17 protein-coding genes and 1 pseudogene are annotated in these 17,358 nt (G+C 62.5%); 12 read left to right on the top strand and 6 right to left on the bottom strand.

Going from position 1 to position 17,358, the window contains the following annotated elements:
* Nucleotides 1–30 precede the first annotated feature (30 nt).
* Genes SFY93_RS27085 through soxA form a run of 6 tightly spaced genes read left to right on the top strand, consistent with a single transcriptional unit; the run spans nt 31 to nt 3,642 of the window.
* Nucleotides 31–318 (top strand): c-type cytochrome, encoded by a 288-nt coding sequence (locus SFY93_RS27085; RefSeq protein ID WP_089265733.1) that lies wholly within the window; start codon nt 31–33, stop codon nt 316–318.
* A 1-nt stretch (nt 319) separates the two neighbouring features.
* Complete coding sequence (locus SFY93_RS27080; protein WP_320445266.1) at nt 320–1,600, top strand: FCSD flavin-binding domain-containing protein; 1,281 nt, start codon at nt 320–322, stop codon at nt 1,598–1,600.
* A gap of 16 nt (nt 1,601–1,616) precedes the next feature.
* Entirely contained in the window at nt 1,617–2,057 is a 441-nt protein-coding gene (gene soxX / locus SFY93_RS27075) for a sulfur oxidation c-type cytochrome SoxX (protein ID WP_320447863.1), read from the top strand.
* Between the two features lie 12 nt (nt 2,058–2,069).
* Nucleotides 2,070–2,546, top strand: coding sequence for a SoxY-related AACIE arm protein (locus SFY93_RS27070; protein WP_320445265.1), 477 nt, complete (start codon nt 2,070–2,072; stop codon nt 2,544–2,546).
* Complete coding sequence (gene soxZ / locus SFY93_RS27065; protein WP_320445264.1) at nt 2,546–2,866, top strand: thiosulfate oxidation carrier complex protein SoxZ; 321 nt, start codon at nt 2,546–2,548, stop codon at nt 2,864–2,866. Before SFY93_RS27070 ends, soxZ begins: the two co-directional genes overlap by 1 nt.
* Complete coding sequence (soxA, locus tag SFY93_RS27060) at nt 2,863–3,642, top strand: sulfur oxidation c-type cytochrome SoxA (RefSeq protein ID WP_320445263.1); 780 nt, start codon at nt 2,863–2,865, stop codon at nt 3,640–3,642. Before soxZ ends, soxA begins: the two co-directional genes overlap by 4 nt.
* A 70-nt stretch (nt 3,643–3,712) precedes the next feature.
* Here the strand turns inward: soxA and SFY93_RS27055 are convergent.
* Together SFY93_RS27055 and carA are read right to left on the bottom strand one after the other, a co-directional pair.
* Nucleotides 3,713–3,985 (bottom strand): annotated as a pseudogene (locus SFY93_RS27055) (PaaI family thioesterase); the annotation flags it as partial.
* A 135-nt stretch (nt 3,986–4,120) separates the two neighbouring features.
* Complete coding sequence (gene carA / locus SFY93_RS27050) at nt 4,121–5,311, bottom strand: glutamine-hydrolyzing carbamoyl-phosphate synthase small subunit (protein ID WP_175366242.1); 1,191 nt, start codon at nt 5,309–5,311, stop codon at nt 4,121–4,123.
* A 311-nt stretch (nt 5,312–5,622) separates the two neighbouring features.
* Between carA and SFY93_RS27045 the strand changes: the two genes are divergently transcribed.
* On the top strand, nt 5,623–7,248 hold the full coding sequence (locus SFY93_RS27045; protein ID WP_320445262.1) for a glycosyltransferase family 39 protein: 1,626 nt from the start codon (nt 5,623–5,625) through the stop codon (nt 7,246–7,248).
* 128 nt (nt 7,249–7,376) lie between these two features.
* Nucleotides 7,377–7,832: a GatB/YqeY domain-containing protein gene (locus SFY93_RS27040; protein WP_320445261.1), complete on the top strand. Its 456-nt coding sequence runs from the start codon at nt 7,377–7,379 to the stop codon at nt 7,830–7,832.
* 63 nt (nt 7,833–7,895) lie between these two features.
* Here the strand turns inward: SFY93_RS27040 and SFY93_RS27035 are convergent, their stop codons facing one another.
* Nucleotides 7,896–9,524, bottom strand: a complete 1,629-nt coding sequence (locus tag SFY93_RS27035) for a fatty-acid--CoA ligase (protein ID WP_320445260.1) — start codon at nt 9,522–9,524, stop codon at nt 7,896–7,898.
* Nucleotides 9,525–9,612: 88 nt separating this feature from the next.
* On the opposite strand from SFY93_RS27035, the gene SFY93_RS27030 reads away from it, so the two are divergent.
* Nucleotides 9,613–10,701, top strand: coding sequence for an extensin-like domain-containing protein (locus tag SFY93_RS27030; protein WP_320445259.1), 1,089 nt, complete (start codon nt 9,613–9,615; stop codon nt 10,699–10,701).
* Between the two features lie 333 nt (nt 10,702–11,034).
* Here the strand turns inward: SFY93_RS27030 and SFY93_RS27025 are convergent, their stop codons facing one another.
* Nucleotides 11,035–11,721 carry a L,D-transpeptidase gene (locus SFY93_RS27025; protein WP_068734945.1) on the bottom strand — a complete coding sequence of 229 codons (687 nt, stop codon included), beginning with the start codon at nt 11,719–11,721 and terminating at the stop codon, nt 11,035–11,037.
* A gap of 443 nt (nt 11,722–12,164) precedes the next feature.
* Here SFY93_RS27025 and SFY93_RS27020 point away from each other — a divergent pair, with 443 nt between their 5' ends.
* Nucleotides 12,165–13,145: a magnesium transporter CorA family protein gene (locus SFY93_RS27020; protein WP_089265493.1), complete on the top strand. Its 981-nt coding sequence runs from the start codon at nt 12,165–12,167 to the stop codon at nt 13,143–13,145.
* A 1,105-nt stretch (nt 13,146–14,250) separates the two neighbouring features.
* Here SFY93_RS27020 and SFY93_RS27015 read toward each other — a convergent pair.
* Nucleotides 14,251–14,970 carry an SDR family NAD(P)-dependent oxidoreductase gene (locus tag SFY93_RS27015; RefSeq protein ID WP_089265492.1) on the bottom strand — a complete coding sequence of 240 codons (720 nt, stop codon included), beginning with the start codon at nt 14,968–14,970 and terminating at the stop codon, nt 14,251–14,253.
* A gap of 65 nt (nt 14,971–15,035) precedes the next feature.
* Complete coding sequence (pdxH, locus tag SFY93_RS27010) at nt 15,036–15,686, bottom strand: pyridoxamine 5'-phosphate oxidase (RefSeq protein ID WP_175368250.1); 651 nt, start codon at nt 15,684–15,686, stop codon at nt 15,036–15,038.
* A 122-nt stretch (nt 15,687–15,808) separates the two neighbouring features.
* Between pdxH and SFY93_RS27005 the strand changes: the two genes are divergently transcribed.
* Complete coding sequence (locus tag SFY93_RS27005) at nt 15,809–16,222, top strand: RT0821/Lpp0805 family surface protein (protein ID WP_089265490.1); 414 nt, start codon at nt 15,809–15,811, stop codon at nt 16,220–16,222.
* Nucleotides 16,223–16,362: 140 nt separating this feature from the next.
* Nucleotides 16,363–17,337 carry a DnaJ C-terminal domain-containing protein gene (locus SFY93_RS27000; protein WP_093756869.1) on the top strand — a complete coding sequence of 325 codons (975 nt, stop codon included), beginning with the start codon at nt 16,363–16,365 and terminating at the stop codon, nt 17,335–17,337.
* The last annotated feature ends 21 nt before the right edge of the window (nt 17,338–17,358 follow it).

The following is a 17,358-nucleotide window of genomic DNA, read 5'->3' as shown; positions in this document are numbered from 1 at the left end:
ATGCTTGCTGCCCATCACTGGATTTCGCTCATGAAGACGTTGCGTACCTCACTTGCGATCGGGCTGATCGTCGCCTCGGCGGCGCCGGTCCGGGCGGCATCGGCGCCGCCGCCTGGCGCCGCGTCGTGCTCCGGCTGCCATGCGGCGACATCGCAGGCCATCCCGAACATCTATGGGCGCGATGCCGATGCGACGCGCTCTACATTGCTGGCCTTTCGCAATGGGTCGATGCCGGCCACAGTGATGACGCGGATCGCCAAGGGCTTCTCCGAAGACGAAATCGGGTCGATTGCGGCCTGGCTGGCAACGCAGAAATAGCATGACCCACAAAAATCATACCTCACGACGGGAATTTCTTCGCGCTGCCGCTGCCGCGACGGCATCCCTTGCGCTGGCATCGCCAAGCCTCGCGCAATCGCCTGCGCGGGTCGTTGTAATCGGCGGCGGCTTCGGCGGCGCCAGTTGCGCCCGCGCGCTTCGGCAGCTCGATCCGTCGCTGGATGTCACGCTGGTGACGGCCGATCGCCAATATGTCGCGTGCCCGTTCAGCAATGAGGTCATCGCCGGCGATCGCGCCATCGAGGCCCAGCAATTCACCTACGAGAAAATCGCGGCCGGTGGCATCAAGCTCGTTGCGCAAATGGCGCAGACGATCGACCCGCAGGCGCGCACGATCGGTCTCGCCGATGGATCGACGCTGCGCTACGACCGGTTGGTTCTGTCGCCCGGAATCGATCTGCGCTTCGACGCGCTTGCCGGCTATGACGAGGCTGCAGCGTCGCGCATGCCGCATGCCTGGAAGGCCGGTGAGCAGACGCTGCTGCTGCGACGCCAGTTGGAAGCGATGGACGATGGCGGCGTGGTTGCCATCGTCGTTCCCGCCAACCCCTTCAGGTGTCCTCCGGGCCCCTATGAGCGCGCGAGCCTGATCGCGCACTACCTCAAGACCCGAAAGCCGCGGTCGAAGCTCATCATTCTCGACTCGAAAGACGCTTTCTCGAAGCAGCGGCTGTTTCAGGCCGCGTGGCAGGAGCTGTATCCGGGACTGATCGAATGGGTCGCGCTATCGCAGGGCGGCAAGGTCACGTCGGTCGATCCGGCGACCAATACGCTGGTGACCGATTTCGCGACGCATCACGTTCAGGTGGCCAATGTCATTCCACCGCAGCGCGCCGGACGCATCGCGGAGATTGCCGGCGTCACCGATAAATCCGGCTGGTGCCCGATCAATCCCGTCAGCCTTGAATCAACCCAGGTGCCGAACATCCATGTGATCGGCGATGCCTGCATTGCCGGCGCCATGCCCAAATCCGCATTCTCGGCGAATGCGCAGGCGAAGACCTGTGCCGGCGCGATCGTGGCCTTGCTTGCGGGGGCGACGCCGACGTCTCCGAAGCTGATCAATACCTGTTACAGTCTGGTCGCGCCCGACTACGGCATTTCCATCGCGGGTGTCTACCAGCCCCGCAATGGCCTGTTTGCGGATATCGAAGGCGCCGGCGGTACGAGTCCGCTGGATGCGCCGCGTGATGTTCGGGCCCGCGAAGCGATCTATGCACGGTCCTGGTTCGAGACGATCGGAGCAGAGGTCTTTGGTTAGTCGTCGCCGCGCATCGATGCTGTTATCGGCGGGCGTGGCGACGCTGCTGCTGACTGCTCCGGTCCGTGCGAGTGAACTTGTCCCTTATGCGGTGGTTGGCGATGCGATTCCGCTGCCCCTGGCGGGCGCGGTTGGCGACGCGTCGGCGGGCAGGGCGATCGTCGTCAACCGCACATATACGTGTCTGCTCTGCCACAGCGGGCCATTTACCGAACAGAGATTCCAGGGCGATCTTGCGCCAAGCCTTGCCGGCGCCGGCAGCCGCTGGTCGGAAGGCCAGTTGCGGCTGCGGCTGGTGGATGCCTCCCGCCTCAATGCCGCGACCATCATGCCGTCCTATTATCGTGCAGATGGGTTACAGCGTGTCGGGGATGCATGGCTTGGCAAGCCGATCCTGTCGGCGCAACAAATCGAGGACGTCGTCGCTTACCTGACAACGCTGCAGAACCCATCATGACGAAAGCAATCCATGGCTGAGCTTGATCGATCGACACGCCGCCAGTTTCTGGCGACGGCCGGTGGCACTGCGCTCGGCGCGGTGTCACTCGTGCATATCCGCCCGGCCCATGCGACGCCGGAGACCATGAAGGTAGCCATCCGCGATGTCGTCAACGGCGCCGCTGTGCGCCCCGGCAAAGTGAAGCTCGACGTCCCGCCGCTGGTCGAGAATGGCAACACGGTGCCACTCACCGTCACGGTGACGAGCCCGATGAGTGATGCGGATCACGTGGTCAGTATCTACATTTTCAACGAGAAGAATCCGCAGCCCAATGTCGGCAACTTCTATATCTCCCGGCGCGCAGGCCGAGCGCAGATATCGACGCGCATCCGGCTCGCCGATACGCAGACACTGACGGCCATCGCGAAACTCTCCGATGGCTCATTCTGGTCGGCGACCGCCGATGTCGTCGTCACGCTCGCCGCATGTACCGAGGAGGCAACCTGATGGCATCCGCGCTGATCAACGTTCCGTCTACGGCCAGGCGTGGCGATATCATCGAGATCAAGACGCTGATGTCCCACATCATGGAGACGGGCTTTCGCCATACCGTGACCGGCGAAGCCATCCCGCGCAACATCATCACCAATTTCACCTGCCGTTATAATGGCGATGAAGTGTTCCGGGCCGATCTGTTTCCCGCGTTCTCCGCCAATCCCTTCATCTCCTTCTTTACGGTCGCCACCGAGAGCGGAAAATTCGAATTCCAGTGGATCGGCGATAACGGCTTCCAAGAAACCGCGTCGGCCAGCATCACGGTCACATGAATCGACTGCGCAATATCAGCCTGTCGTTGCTGGCAGCCGTCGCCTTCACGTCGCTCATCGAGGCGGCGGAGATCGCGCCGGGCGAGCGACGCTCCGGTGCCAGTTTCATGTCCGTCGAAACCCAGGCCATGCAGAACGACGCCACGGCCAATCCCGGCATGCTGGGGGTGCTGGATGGCGAGGCGCTATGGACCCGAAAGCCCGTTGCCGGCCGTGCTTGCGCGGATTGCCACGGTGATGCCAGCAGCATGCGCGGCGTCGCCGTGCGGTACCCGGCATTCGACGACAAGCTCAATCGCCCGGTCGATCTCGAACAGCGCGTCAATCTCTGCCGTGTCGATCATCAGCAGTTGCCGCCGCTCGCCGATGAAAGCCGCGATCTGCTGGCGCTGACCGCATTGATCGGCCGGCAATCCCGGGGGATGCCGATCGAGACGGGCGCCGATTCACGCCTGCAGGCGTTCATCGACAAAGGCCGCGATGCCTTCATGCGGCGTCAGGGTCAGTTGAATCTCGCATGCACGAACTGCCATGATGACAACTGGGACAAACGTCTCGCCGGCTCCGCGATCACGCAGGCGCATCCGACGGGCTATCCCGTCTATCGGCTGGAATGGCAGGGGCTTGGCTCTCTGAAGCGACGGCTGCGCAACTGCATGATCGGCGTGCGCGCTCAGCCTTATAGCGCCGATGCGCCTGAGATGGTCGAGCTTGAGCTCTATCTGATGTCGCGCGCGCGGGGCATGGCGAGCGAAACTCCCGCCGTCAGGCCGTGACGTATCGAATGTCTGTGCGCGTGCCCGCGGGCTCCAAGTCAGGTCGTTTCCTTCGGTATCTCGAATACATGGTGTGCACGGCGAGGCCCATCGCCGAATCCAGCAGGATCGCCGCGTAGCCGCCATGTACCGAGCCGATCGGATTGTAGTGGCGGAAACCGGGGACGCTGTGAAACACCACAACACCGGGGTCTGCGGTCGAGTCGAACGGCTCGACATTCTCCATGATCGGCGGTTGCGGCAACTCGCCGGAGAAGATCTTGCGTACGAAATCGAGCCCGGGCATCGAGGCCATCAGGCTGGTGGGCACGACGTCGTAACGGGGTGTGGGTGCGTCGGTCATGGATCATTCCCGGCAATTTTGATGATGATCATCATACAAAAGGTGGCGCCGTGTGTTATCTTCTCTGCGTCCAGAACGAAAATGGCCGGGGTGATCCCGGCCATGACGTCTTAATTCCGCAAAGTGAAACGAAGGCTACGACGCCTTCTTCGCGCGCATCAGATCCGCAAACCGCTTGAACAGGTAATGCGAATCCCGCGGGCCGGGTGAGGCTTCCGGGTGATACTGCACCGAGAATACCGGTTTTCCGTCGAGCTGGATGCCGCAATTGGATCCGTCGAACAGCGAGATGTGGGTCTGCGTTGCGCCCTTCGGCAGCGTCGCCTCATCCACCGCGAAGCCGTGGTTCATCGAGGTGATCTCCACCTTGCCGGTGGTCTCGTCCTTGACCGGATGATTGGCGCCGTGATGGCCCTGATGCATCTTCTTGGTCTTGGCGCCCACCGCAAGGCCGAGCATCTGGTGACCGAGGCAGATGCCAAATGTGGGAACGCCGGAATCGATCACCTGCTTGATGACAGGCACAGCATATTTGCCGGTCTCGGCCGGATCGCCGGGGCCATTCGACAGGAACACGCCGTCCGGCTTCAGCGCCATGATCTCTTCTGCCGAGGTCGTGGCCGGAACGACCGTAACCTTGCAGCCTTCGCCGGCGAGCAGGCGCAGGATGTTGCGCTTGATGCCGTAATCGATGGCGACGACGTTGAATTCAGGATTGGTCTGGCGGCCGAAGCCCTTTTCCCATTCCCAGGGAGTCTCGTCCCAAGTGAAGCGCTGGGCAGATGTCACCATCGGCACCAGGTCCATGCCTTCGAGGCCGGGCCATTCGCGTGCTTCTTCCTTCAGGCCATGCAGGTCGAATTGGCCGTCCTTCGCGTGCACAAGCACCGCATTGGGCATGCCCTTGTTGCGGATCAGCGCGGTCAAGGCGCGGGTGTCGATGCCGGAAATGCCGATGATGCCGCGCGCCTTCAGCCAGGCATCGAGATGCCGGGAAGAGCGGTAATTCGACGGGTCGGTGATCGCCGAGCGCAGGATCACGCCGCGGGCGCCTGGCGTCGCCGCCATGTTCACCGTCTCGATATCCTCGTCGTTGGTGCCGACATTGCCGATATGCGGGAAGGTGAAGGTGATCAGCTGCCCGGCATAGGATGGATCGGTGAGGATTTCCTCATAACCGGTCATCGCCGTGTTGAAGCAGACTTCGCCCACGGCCTGGCCTTCCGCGCCGAGGCCGAAGCCCTCCAGCACGGTGCCATCGGCGAGCACGAGGAGCGCGGTCGGTTTGTGGTCCGGCCAGGCTGAAGATGTTTCTGAGGGGGTCATGAGGGGACTACATAGTCCGCGCATCCGCCGCCGTCAAAGCCGGAACGGCCGGATTCACACGTCTGCGACGGTCAGCAGGACCGGCGCCCGGATCGGGAATGCCCAGCAGGGCACCGGATGGCTCTGGCGAAGGAAAAATGTCTCAATCGGGCAAAATTGTGTTATGCTGTTGTCGCATGAAACCGGTACGTCGACAGCGGCGAAACCTGCAGAATGAGACGTAGAATCAACCAATTATAAAACCGGGCGCTTGCCGGAGCTCACTTTCGCCGCTAGCAAGCTACAACTTCGCCGCATTTCCGGATATTTCAGTGAGATTGGATTACTTCGCCGCGATGGCCGCGCGCTCGGCCATTGCGCCAGCGCGATGGCGCAGGCCGCTTCTGACCTGGCTCGATGGGATCGAGAAGGGCTGGGCGATTCCTGCGCTGATTGTCGGTTTCGCTGCCGTCTGGTTGCTGTTTCTCGTCATCGCCTATCAGAGCGGCGATCTCCATGCCGATGCACTGGAAACCTGGACGCTCGGCCGCGAATTCGCCTGGGGGTATCCCAAACATCCGCCCTTGATGGGCTGGGTCGCTCGGCTGTGGACGTTGGTCTTCCCGCCCACCGACTGGTCGTTCCAGCTGCTGTCGATGACCAATGCCGCGGTGGCGCTGTGGGCCGTCGATCTGATTGCGCGCCGCTTTGTGCGTGGTGACTCGCGCGCCGTCGTGCTGCTGCTGCTGATGCTGCTGCCGGCCTATCAATTCCATGCCCAGCGCTTCAACGCGAATACCGTGCTTCTTCCGATCTGGCCGCTGGCGACTTATTGCTTCTTGCGCTCCTATGAGACGCGGGCCATCGGTTGGGCTGCTGCCGCCGGCGTCCTGTCTGCGCTGGCGATGCTCGGAAAATATTACTCGATCTTTCTGATCGGGAGTTTTGCCCTGGCCGCGGTCCTGCATCCGCAGCGGGCGGTCTATTTCAAGTCCTGGGCACCGTGGGTTTCGACACTGGCCGGGCTCATTGCCCTCGGACCACACCTTCATTGGCTTGCCGTCACGGGCGCCGCGCCATTCACCTATGCCATGGAGGCTCACGGCGGAAGCGACTTTGTTCAGTCGCTGCAGGAGGCGGGCATGTTCTTGCTCGGCCTCGCGGCGACGATGGCGCTGCCGGCGATTGTCTGGGTCTCGTCGGCCGAGCTGCGCCTGAAGTACTTTTCGGCCGATTTCCGCGCGATGGGTCCCGGTTTGCTGCTGCTGTTCCTGGTGTTCGTCGGCACCGTGCTGCTGCCGGTCGTGACTACCGTCACGCTTGGCACCGACATGCCTTCGCTATGGGCGCTTCAGGGGCTCTTCCTGCCTGCCGTTTTGATTGTCTGCGGCGCCCGGTTCACGCTCGAGCGCCTGTATGTGGTCAATATGATCGTGTTCGTCGCCGGCATTGCCATCATCGCAACCGTCGTGGTGGCGCCCATCCATGCGATCTATCGCAACAGCATCAATCCCAATGAGCGGACTTACTATCGGTTGGCCGCTCAAGAGCTGACCGACCGTTGGCACCAGATGACGGGCAGGCCGATGCCACGGATAAGCGGCGACGACGGGCTGGCATTCGCGACAGCCTTTTATAGCCCGGACCATCCCGTCTACAGCCGACCGTTCCAGTTCCAGTATACGTGGGGCGTGCCGCGCCCGAGGACGTTGCAGAAAGGCTGGGCCGCAATGTGTTTCGCGACGGACATCGACTGCGTGGCGTGGATGAGCCGCGTCGCGGCGCTCGAGCCGCAGCACGTCAGGTTCGATTTCGAGGTTCAGCCCCGGCTCTGGGGCCAGGCGGGTATCCCGGCCACCGTGTCGGCGCTGATGGTTCTGCCGCGCGCCGCCGGAGCCACCGCGCCCGGGCCGCTGTCCGAAGGCGTCGAGGATTTCAGCTCCAGCCACCGGCAGTAGTTCGGGCAATAGCGCCGGGCGGCACCCCCGAGAATCTGCGGGTGCAGTTGTGCATACCCCTTAAAACGCTTAGATCGGGGCCAACCAAGTTCCGGCGCTGCGATAGGCGGCCGCAAGAGGAGACGCAGATGCTGCGCGATGACATCAACAACGCCGTCAAGGACGCCATGCGGGCCAAGGACGAGCGCAAGCTTTCGACGCTTCGCATGGTCAATTCGACCATCAAGAATGCCGATATCGAGGCGCGGGGCCAGAGCAAGCCGCCGCTGTCGGACAGCGATCTGCTGAGCCTGCTGCAGAAGATGATCAAGCAGCGCCAGGAGTCGGTCGAACTCTACGACAAGGGCGGTCGCGCGGAACTCGCGACCCAGGAGCGCGAGGAGATCGCGATCATCTCCGCCTATCTGCCGCAGCAGATGTCGGAGGACGAGACCAGGTCCGCCATCGCAGCCGAGATTGCAGCGACGGGTGCTGCCGGCATGAAAGACATGGGCAAGGTGATCGCCGCGCTGAAAGCGAAATATGCCGGCCAGATGGACTTCGGCAAGGCCAGCGGTCTGGTCAAGGCCGCACTGAACGGCTGAGGCTTTCGGAGCCCCACAAGTTCAAACCTCTCCTCGCAATGCGAGGAGAGGTTTTTTCTTTGACTACGCCGCCGCCGTCGGCAGGCTATACGTCTTGAACTGATCGCGCAGCGCGGTCTTCAGGATCTTGCCAGTGGCCGTGTGCGGGATAGCATCGACGAACACCACGTCATCCGGCATCCACCACTTGGCGATCTTGCCATCCATGTATTTCAGGATGTCCTCGCGCGTGGCGGTCTGGTCCTGCTTGAGTTGGACGATCAGCAGCGGGCGTTCGTCCCACTTCGGATGATAGACGCCGATGACGGCGGCTTCCGCCACCTGCGGATGACCGACGGCAAGGTTTTCCAGATCGATCGACGAGATCCATTCGCCGCCGGACTTGATGACGTCCTTGGAGCGGTCGGTGATCCGCATATAGCCATGGGCGTCGATGGTCGCGACGTCGCCGGTGTCGAAATAGCCTTCATCGTCGAGGATCTCGTCCTCGACGCGGAAATAAGCGCGCGACACTGACGGGCCGCGCACCTTGAGACGGCCGAAGGTCTTGCCGTCCCAGGGCAGGTTCTTGCCGGCGTCGTTGGTGATCTTCATCTGGACGCCGAACGGCGGATAGCCCTGGGTCTGCAGGATATCCAGCCGCTCGTCGCCTTCGAGCTGGTCGAACGGCGGCTTCAACGCGGCCAGCGTGCCGATCGGGCTCATTTCGGTCATGCCCCAGGCATGACGTGCACCGATGCCCATATCGACGAACGCCTTGATCATCGAGCGCGGCATCGCCGATCCGCCGCATACCACCATGCGCAGGTCGGGCAGTTTCAGATTGTTCTGCGACATGTAGTTGAGCAGCATCAGCCATACCGTTGGCACGCCGGCGGTATGGGTGACCTTTTCGGTCGAGAGCAATTCGTAGATCGAGGCGCCGTCCATCTTGGCGCCAGGCAGTACGAGCTTGGTGCCCATCGAAGGCGCGGAAAACGCGATGCCCCAGCTATTGGCATGGAACAGCGGGACCACCGGCAGCATGGTGTCTGCGGCATTGGCACCGAGCGAGTCACCGGTATTGGCCATCAGCGCATGCATCACGTTGGAGCGGTGAGAATACAGCACGCCCTTCGGATCGCCTGTTGTTCCCGATGTGTAGCACATCGCCGCTGCGGTGTTTTCGTCAAACTCCTTCCATTTGAAGTTGCCGTCGACTTCCGCGATCCAGTCCTCATAGGCGACCGCGTTTTTCAGCGTGGTCTGCGGCATGTGCGCCTTGTCGGTGTAGACGATGTAGCGCTCGACGCTCGGCAACTGGTCGGCGAGTTTCTCGAGGATCGGGATGAAGGTCAGGTCGGTCATCACGATGCGATCTTGCGCATGGTTGATGATCCACGCGATTTGATCGGGGAATAGACGTGGATTGACGGTGTGGCAGATGGCGCCGATGCCCATGATGCCGTACCACGTTTCCAGGTGCCGCCACGTGTTCCACGCGATGGTGGCGACGCGGTCGCCCATCTTGATGCCCTCGCGGTCGAGACGCTGTGCGACCTTCAGGGCACGGGTACGAATTTCGGCGTAATTGGTACGGTGGATGGGACCTTCGACTGATCTGGTCACGACCTCGCGCTCGCCGTGGACCTGGGCCGCATGATCGATGATCCGATGACACAGCAAAGGCCAGTCTTGCATCAAGCCACGCATTTGATCGTTCCTCCGTCTTGTGATTGGCGTGCCGGCTCCCCGATCGTTGCCGGGGAACTTCGACCGTGTTCTTGCTTTAGGTCTTGGCATGAAGTTTAGCGCGGGGAAAGCCGCCCGGAAATGGACTTTTGGCCTATCCGGCTGCGACCAAAGGACAATTGGAGCGGTTCTGGCACTGCTGCTGATTGCCGTGCCGGCGCAGGCCTATCTGACGACATCGCGTGTGCCGCTGCCAAAGCCCCGCCCGGCAGAAGCGCCGGCGATCGAGCCGGCGCAAAAGCCCGGTGAGGAGCCTGCGAGATCGGAGCAACCCGCTGAGCCTGAGAAGCCTGCTGCGGAAGCGCGTCCGCCGGAGCCGCCGCCGCCTTCAGCCTGCCGCTTGGCGCTCACGGATGCCATCGCTGTTGCGCCGAGTATTCCCGACATCAACGGGCCGGGCGCCTGCGGCGGACCCGACATGGTGCGGCTGGAAGCGGTTGTGCTGCCGGACAAGACGCGCGTGCCGCTGAAGCCGGCCGGAACGATGCGCTGCGCCATGGCAACGGCGGTGGCCGAATGGATACGCGCCGACATGGCACCGCTCGCGACCAACCTCGGCACCAAGCTTCTTGAGCTCGATAATTTCGACTCCTTCGATTGCCGTGGTCGCAACCGTGTCGTCGGGGCGAAACTGTCAGAGCATGGCCGCGCCAATGCGCTGGATGTGCGCGGGCTGAAACTCGCCAATGGCCGCTCGATCGCACTGACCGAGCGCAACACGCCGCGCGAGCAGCGCGAGGCCGTGCTGCATTCGGTCTGTACGCGGTTCACCACCGTGCTGGGGCCGGGCTCCGACGGCTATCACGAGGATCATATCCATCTCGATATCGCCGAGCGCCGCGGCAATTACCGCATCTGCCAGTGGGATGTCTGGGATGAGTGGCCGCGCATTGCGCCGCTGATGCCGGCCGTGCGCCCGGACGAAGCACCGCCGCGCGAAGTGGCCGAGGGCAAACCGGGGGAGAAGACGCCGGTGGCGGCGAAGCCCGCAGAGCCTGTTGCGGCTCAGCCAGCCGCTGAGCCCGAAGCGGAAGCTGCTGAAGCGGAGCCTGCGCCGGAACAGCCCAAGCCGAAACCAAAGCCCAAGCCGAAGAAACGCCGCGCAGTGCCGCCATCGCCGTTCAGCTTTTTGCGGTGACGTTCTGATTGCGTATTTGTGGCCACGTCCGGGCGGGTGCGTTCTTTTCCCTCCCCCTTGCGGGGAGGGTAGCCGGCCGTAGGCCGGTCGGGTGGGGGTGCCACAGGTGACGGCGCTTGTAGCACCCCCCACCCCGGCCTCCGCTTCGTCGATGCTGCGCATCGCTTCGCTCGGCCGACTACAGCGGACGACTTCGTCCGCCAGACCCCGCAAGGGGGAGGGAGACCATCAGCCGCAGCGCGAAACATTTGCACTCAACAGAGAATCTATCCACCCGACAAAAAAAGCGCCGGATCACCGGCGCTTTTTCTAATCGGATAAAACCCTGTCAGCTCAGTACGGCGTTCCGCCGCCGCCCTGCAGAGCGAGCTTCGAGTTATACGGCGAGTCGCCGGCCTTCGGCTCAAGCACGACGACCACAGCGCCTGGCTTGACGCGGCTGTAGAGGTCGATGACGTCTTCGTTGGTCATGCGGATGCAGCCCGACGAGATCGATGCGCCGATATATTCCGGCTGGTTGGTGCCGTGGATGCGGAACAACGTGTCCTTGTTGCCTTGATAGAGATAGAGGGCGCGGGCACCGAGCGGATTGTCGACGCCGCCGGGCACCTGGGCCGGCAGGCCTTCGATGCGGGCGTGAATGTCCTTGGTCGGGGTCCACTTCGGCCATTCGGCCATGTTGCCGACGCGCGCGACGCCCGAGAAGGCCAGCGCTTCTTCGCCGACGGTCACGCCATAGCGGATCGCCTTGCCGCCGTCCTGGACGAAATAGAGATAGTGGTTGTCGGAATCGACCACGATCGAGCCCGGCGCTTCCTTGCGGTGGAAGTCGACGATGGCGCGGCGGAACGGCTCGGCGACGGCAACCTTGGCGTAACGTGCCTTGGCGAGCTGTGCCTTGTCATTCGGCTTGAGGCTGGCTTCCGGGGCGGCCTGGAATTGCGTTGCGGTCTGCATGCAGCCCGACAGCATCAGGCCGGCGGCGACAATCAATCCAAGCTTAATCTTGAGCGGCGACATGTCATTGTTCCAATTGCGTGAGGTCCGAATTCAGACAGGCTGGTGCAAGGAAACGCACCCAAAATAGCCTGCGAACGCCACGATTCCGTTAAAGCTACTATCGCTGAAATCCGCTGCAATTCCAGCGGTTAGATGCGCTGCGCATCATGCAGCGCACAACCTGTGTCATATTTGCCGCAGAATTTTCGACCCTCCGGCCAAATCCTTTGCAGAACCGCAACGCCTCGCGAAGCCGTGATGCGCGCGTGACAATTTTGTCAGATCGAGACCATGGAACGCGCGATCTTGCGGGAAAAATTCCCCGGGTTCGGGTGGGGTTGGCGCGCCGCACAAAGGCTGTCATGACGGCTGCATCCGCATCGGTCATGGTCGGTGGCCCCTGCCGATTCTGTCCGGATCGTCCGTATTGCAGTGTCCCGCCTTTTCAATGTCCCGGAGTTGCCATGCTCGCTGTCTTCACCCCTGCCGACCACGCCTTGAGAAAATCCGAGCCAACCGATCTCGAAGCGTTGCCGGACAATGCGGTGTGGATCGACATGGTGAAGCCGTCGCCAGCCGAAGACAAGGCGGTGGAGAAACTGGCGGGGGTGGAAATTCCGACCCGCGAAGACATGCAGGAGATCGAAATCTCCAGCCGTCTCTATATCGAGAACGGCGCCCGCTATATGACCGCGAGCTTGATGTGCGGCTCCGACACGGAGTCGCCGCGGATCACGGCGGTAACTTTCATCCTCACCCGGCAACGGCTGGTGACGGTGCGCTACGACACACCGCGTCCGTTCGCGTCCGTCGAACTGAAGCTTGGCCGCAACGCGCCGCCCGGCGCCAATGGTGAAACCATTCTGCTCGAACTGCTCGACGCGGTGATCGATCGGTGCGCCGACATTCTCGAACGCGTCGGCGCCGACGTCGATCAGGTCAGCCACGACATCTTCGAGCCGGATGAGTCGCTGCGGACCGGCCATGCCAAGCGTTATTCCGAAATTCTGATCACCATCGGTCGCAAGGGCGACCTGACCTCGAAAGTACGTGAAAGCCTCGTCTCGATCGGCCGCGTCGTCACCTTCATCACGGCGGAAGCCGAAGGCGTGAAGTGGTCGAAGGACATGCGCGCGCAGCTCAAGACCATGCAGCGCGACGTGGTGTCCCTGACCGATCACGCCTCCTATCTGTCGAACAAGATCACCTTCACGCTCGATGCGATGCTCGGTGTCGTCAATCTCGAACAGAACAACATCATCAAGCTGTTCTCGGTCATGGCCGTCGTGCTGATGCCGCCGACATTGATCGCCTCGGTCTATGGCATGAATTTCAAGGCGATGCCGGAACTGCAATGGGATGTCGGTTACCCCATGGCGCTGATCATGATGCTGTTCGCCGCGGTGCTGCCTTACATGTTCTTCAAGTGGAAGAAGTGGCTGTAGGGCACGTAGGGCGGCACTAACCTCTCATTTGTCATTCCGGGATGCGTCACGCCGGCGAAGCCGGTGGGGTGCAGGCCCGGAATCCATAAGTTCGATCGTGGTTATGGATTCCGGGTTCGCGCAAGGGCGCGCCCCGGAATGACAAATGAGGGATAGCAGCGCCCAAACATTTTTCCTGCATCTCTTGACAATATGCCTATAAGGATTATCCTCCGCTCATCCGGTTCGCGAGGGGCGCTTCATGAGGCGTCTTGAAGTGGGACAGGGATGCGGCGCCTGCGGGTGTGGGGTGACGTACCCCGCGCACTCGGGAGGCCTTGGGTCACCGTCCGACCCCACTACGGGGGTCTGCCACTCATGCTGGCTGGACGTGGCATTGGTGAACGGCGGGAAATCGTCGGGATCAGCGGAGCGCGGAGCTCTGCGCCTTTGCCCGGAAGAACGGTCCCGGGGACAGAAATCGCCGCGGTGGCGCGCCGGATGGCGTTGCGCGGTTGCAGCTTGCCGGCGCTCCGGCGGAGCGGATCGCGAAAATTACCACCATTTCGCGTCGTCAGGCGCGCTGCCACCCCTCATGTTTCAGGAGGGGACACCGCTTAGACAACCCCGAGCATGCGCTCGCGGGATCATAAAGGCGCGGGTGTCTGAATCTTTTTCCAACTATCAAAACGCATTCATGATGCGTGTTCGAAAAGCCCAATGATCATAGGCTTCGCGCGATTCCCGCCACAATTTATCCGGTAAAATTCGAGCGTTCCGCTGAACGGTTGCGCTAATGGTTGCTGTCATAACGCTGTCAGAAGCGATGAGGACAGCAATGGTTGACAAAACAGAAACATCGGGACGGAACGTCGTCGATCTCAGGTCCTATCAACAGGCGCGCATGGCCAACGGTCGGGCGCAGGCGATGTCTGCGCGTACCTGCCGGCATTGTGGTGCCGGGTTGATGGACGGCGAATCCGAAGACGATTGTTCCAGCGCGGGGATCAGCGCGGCTGCGCCGATGCCGCGGAAATTTTACGCGGACTAGAAAATCCCGCGCTTTTCGAGGAGCGCCAGAATGGCGCGGTCCTCAGCATGACTATTCCCCACCCGTTACCGCTGATCAGACGTGCTGGCCGCCATTGATGTGGATCTCGGCGCCGTTCACGTATGAACTCGTTTCCGTACACAGCACATAGATGATCTTGGCGACTTCGTCGGGCGTGCCGAGCCGATGCAGCGGGATCTGCTGATCGACGATGGTCTGCGTGCCCGGCGAGAGGATCGAGGTGTCGATCTCGCCCGGCGCGATGGCGTTGACGCGGATGCCGAGGCGGCCGAAATCCGACGCCATTTCGCGGGTCAGCGACGCCAGCGCCGCTTTCGATGTGGCATAGGCCGCACCGGCAAACGGATGCACGCGCGAGCCGGCGATCGAGGTGACATTCACCACTGAGCCCTTCGCAGCCTTCAACTGCTCGATCAGTCCGCGGGCCATCATGATCGGTGCGAAGAAGTTGACGTTGAAGACATGGCTCCAGGTCGCGACGTCAGTATCGATCGAGCCCATGCGCGCGCCACCTTCGGCCTTCGGCGAGATGGCGGCATTGTTCACCAGCGCATGCAGCGCGCCGCCGTTCAGCCGTTCCTTGATGTCGTCGATGGCGCGGACGGTGTCGTCATGGTCGGCGAGGTCGACCTGGATGTGATCTTCGGGGCCGGCATCCCATGGGCAGACTTCCGGAAACGGATGCCGCGAACAGGTCAGCACACGCCAGCCGGCGCTTGAAAAGCGCATCACGGTGGCATGACCGATGCCGCGGCTTGCGCCGGTGAGCAGCATGGTGCGCTTGGGCGCGTTCGATCCTGGATGGCTCACGGGTCTGGTTCTCGTCTCGTTGTCGGCGTTCACGGATACAGTCTCACCTTGGTCCAGGACGTATCTGGTGCCGCGGTGTCGCGGCGGAATTCGATGCGGTCGTGCAGGCGATACGGGCGGTCGTGCCAGAATTCGAACCGCTGTGGCGTGATGCGCCATCCGCTCCAGCCTGGCGGACGCGGAACGGCGCCGATCAGGTGCTTTGCGCCTTCCTTGGCGATGGCCTGTTCGAAGGCAAAGCGGCTTTCCAGCGGCTGCGACTGCTTGCTCGCCCAGGCGCCGATCTGGGCCTGTTTCGGGCGGGTCGAGAAATACTCGTCGGCCTCGGCATCGGTCACGCGGGTGACGGGACCGCGAATGCGGACCTGCCGGCGCAGCGACTTCCAGTGAAACAGTAGCGCTGCCTTGGGATTGGCGGCGAGCTCCTGACCCTTCTGGCTGGCGATGTGGCTGTAGAACACGAAGCCGTCGGTGTCGTAGCCCTTCATCAGCACCATGCGGACATCCGGCAGGCCGTCGGCGTCGACGGTGGCCAGCGCCATCGCGTTCGGATCGTTGGGCTCGGACGCCTTCGCCTCGGTAAACCACTCGGAAAACAGCGCAAATGGTTCCGCAGCGGCCGTAAAATCACCTGACGTTAACGGAGTTGAGTCTTTGATGGGGGAGGTCGTGTCGGTCATGTCCGGAGTTCCGCTTGCGTTGGCCTGTTGTAGAGAGCTCGCTGCTGCCCCTGCATAGGCAAGACCTATATAGGATACGGCAACGCATTGGCCTATCGGCCATCTGCCCGCTCGGTGCGGCTTTGACAGCAATTCTTATCGGCAGCACCCTCGGTGGTTGCAGTATGGGCCGAAACGAGTCCGCGCTGGCCAGGATGGAGGGCGGCGATGTCACCGGTTCGATTTCGCCGGCATCCGTCCAGGCCACCAATTACGAGCCCACCGAAGCCGATCTTGTCCTGACGCGCACTGCGGCCTCCGATGTCCTCACCAAGGGCAGCAAGGATTCCAGCCAACCGTGGGAAAACCCGTCGACCGGCGCGCGCGGATCGGTGACGCCTCTGTCCAGTGCCTATGTCGCGGAAGGTCGCACCTGCAGGGATTTTCTGGCCAGCTATGTCAACGGCACTAGCGAAAGCTGGATGCAAGGTGCGGCCTGTAAGGGTGACCGCGGCAGCTGGGACGTGCATACGCTGAAGCCGTGGAAACGGAGCTAGTTTTCACCGGCGGGCCGCTTGCGGCCGAGTTGCAAAAATGACACGAAGTCACCAGATGAAGAAGCAGGCGGGCCCTGGCCCGCAAACCCAACATGCGGGCCGATTGCCCGCCTTTTAGTTACCTGAAGGAGAGACGACGGATGCGCGACCCCTATGAGGTCTTGGGGGTGCAGCGGGGCGCCAGCGCTGCGGCGATCAAGAGTGCCTATCGCAAGCTCGCCAAGAAGCATCATCCCGACAGCAACAAGGACGATCCGAAAGCCGCCGACCGGTTTTCGGAATTGAATGCGGCCAACGAGATCATCGGCGACGAGGACAAGCGCAAGCAGTTCGACCGCGGCGAGATCGATGCCGAGGGTAAAGCACGTTTCCAGGGATTTCCGGGCGGCGGCCGCGCCGGCGCGTCGCAGCGCGGCTTCGAGCATGCTTTCCGCGGCGGTCCCGGTGCGCAGCAGGGCTTTCCCGGCGGTGCCGGTGGCGGTTTCGAGGATATCCTCAACAGCATGTTCGGCGGCGCCAGCCCGCGCGGCGCGCGTCCCGGTGCGCAGGGCTTTGAGTTCGACACCGGCGGCTATGCCGGCGGGATGCCCGATCTGGATCTGAACGTCGCCATGACGGTGACGCTGGAAGAATCTGTGAAGGGCGCCGAGAAGCGCGTACGTCTGCCATCCGGCAAGGAATTGAACGTCAAGATACCGGCCGGCGTCACGTCGGGCCAGCAGATCCGGCTCCGCGGGCAGGGTGAAAGCGCGCCAGGACATCGTCCCGGCGATCTGATGATCACCGTCACCATCGCTCCCCACGCTCACTTCAAGGTGGATGGCAACGACCTGCGCGTCGATCTGCCGATCACGCTGTACGAAGCCGTGCTGGGGGCCAAGGTGCGCGCGCCGACACTCACCGGTGCCGTGGAGCTTTCAATTCCGAAGAACACGTCGAGCGGACGGGTGTTTCGCCTGAAGGGCAAGGGCCTGCCGCTGGCCGGAGGCGCCGCGGGCGATCTCTACTTCACCACCAGGATTATGCTGCCCGACGGCAACGATGCCGAGCTGGAAGCCCTGATGGAAAAGTGGCGAGACGGGCATCCGTATCATCCGCGGAGTGATCTGGGGTGAGGCGAGCAGCGATCAGCTCGC

Origin of the sequence: Tardiphaga sp. 42S5 (genome assembly GCF_034044155.1) — a bacterium.
GTDB lineage: Bacteria > Pseudomonadota > Alphaproteobacteria > Rhizobiales > Xanthobacteraceae > Tardiphaga > Tardiphaga robiniae.
This window is presented reverse-complemented; position numbering and strand designations above follow the sequence as displayed.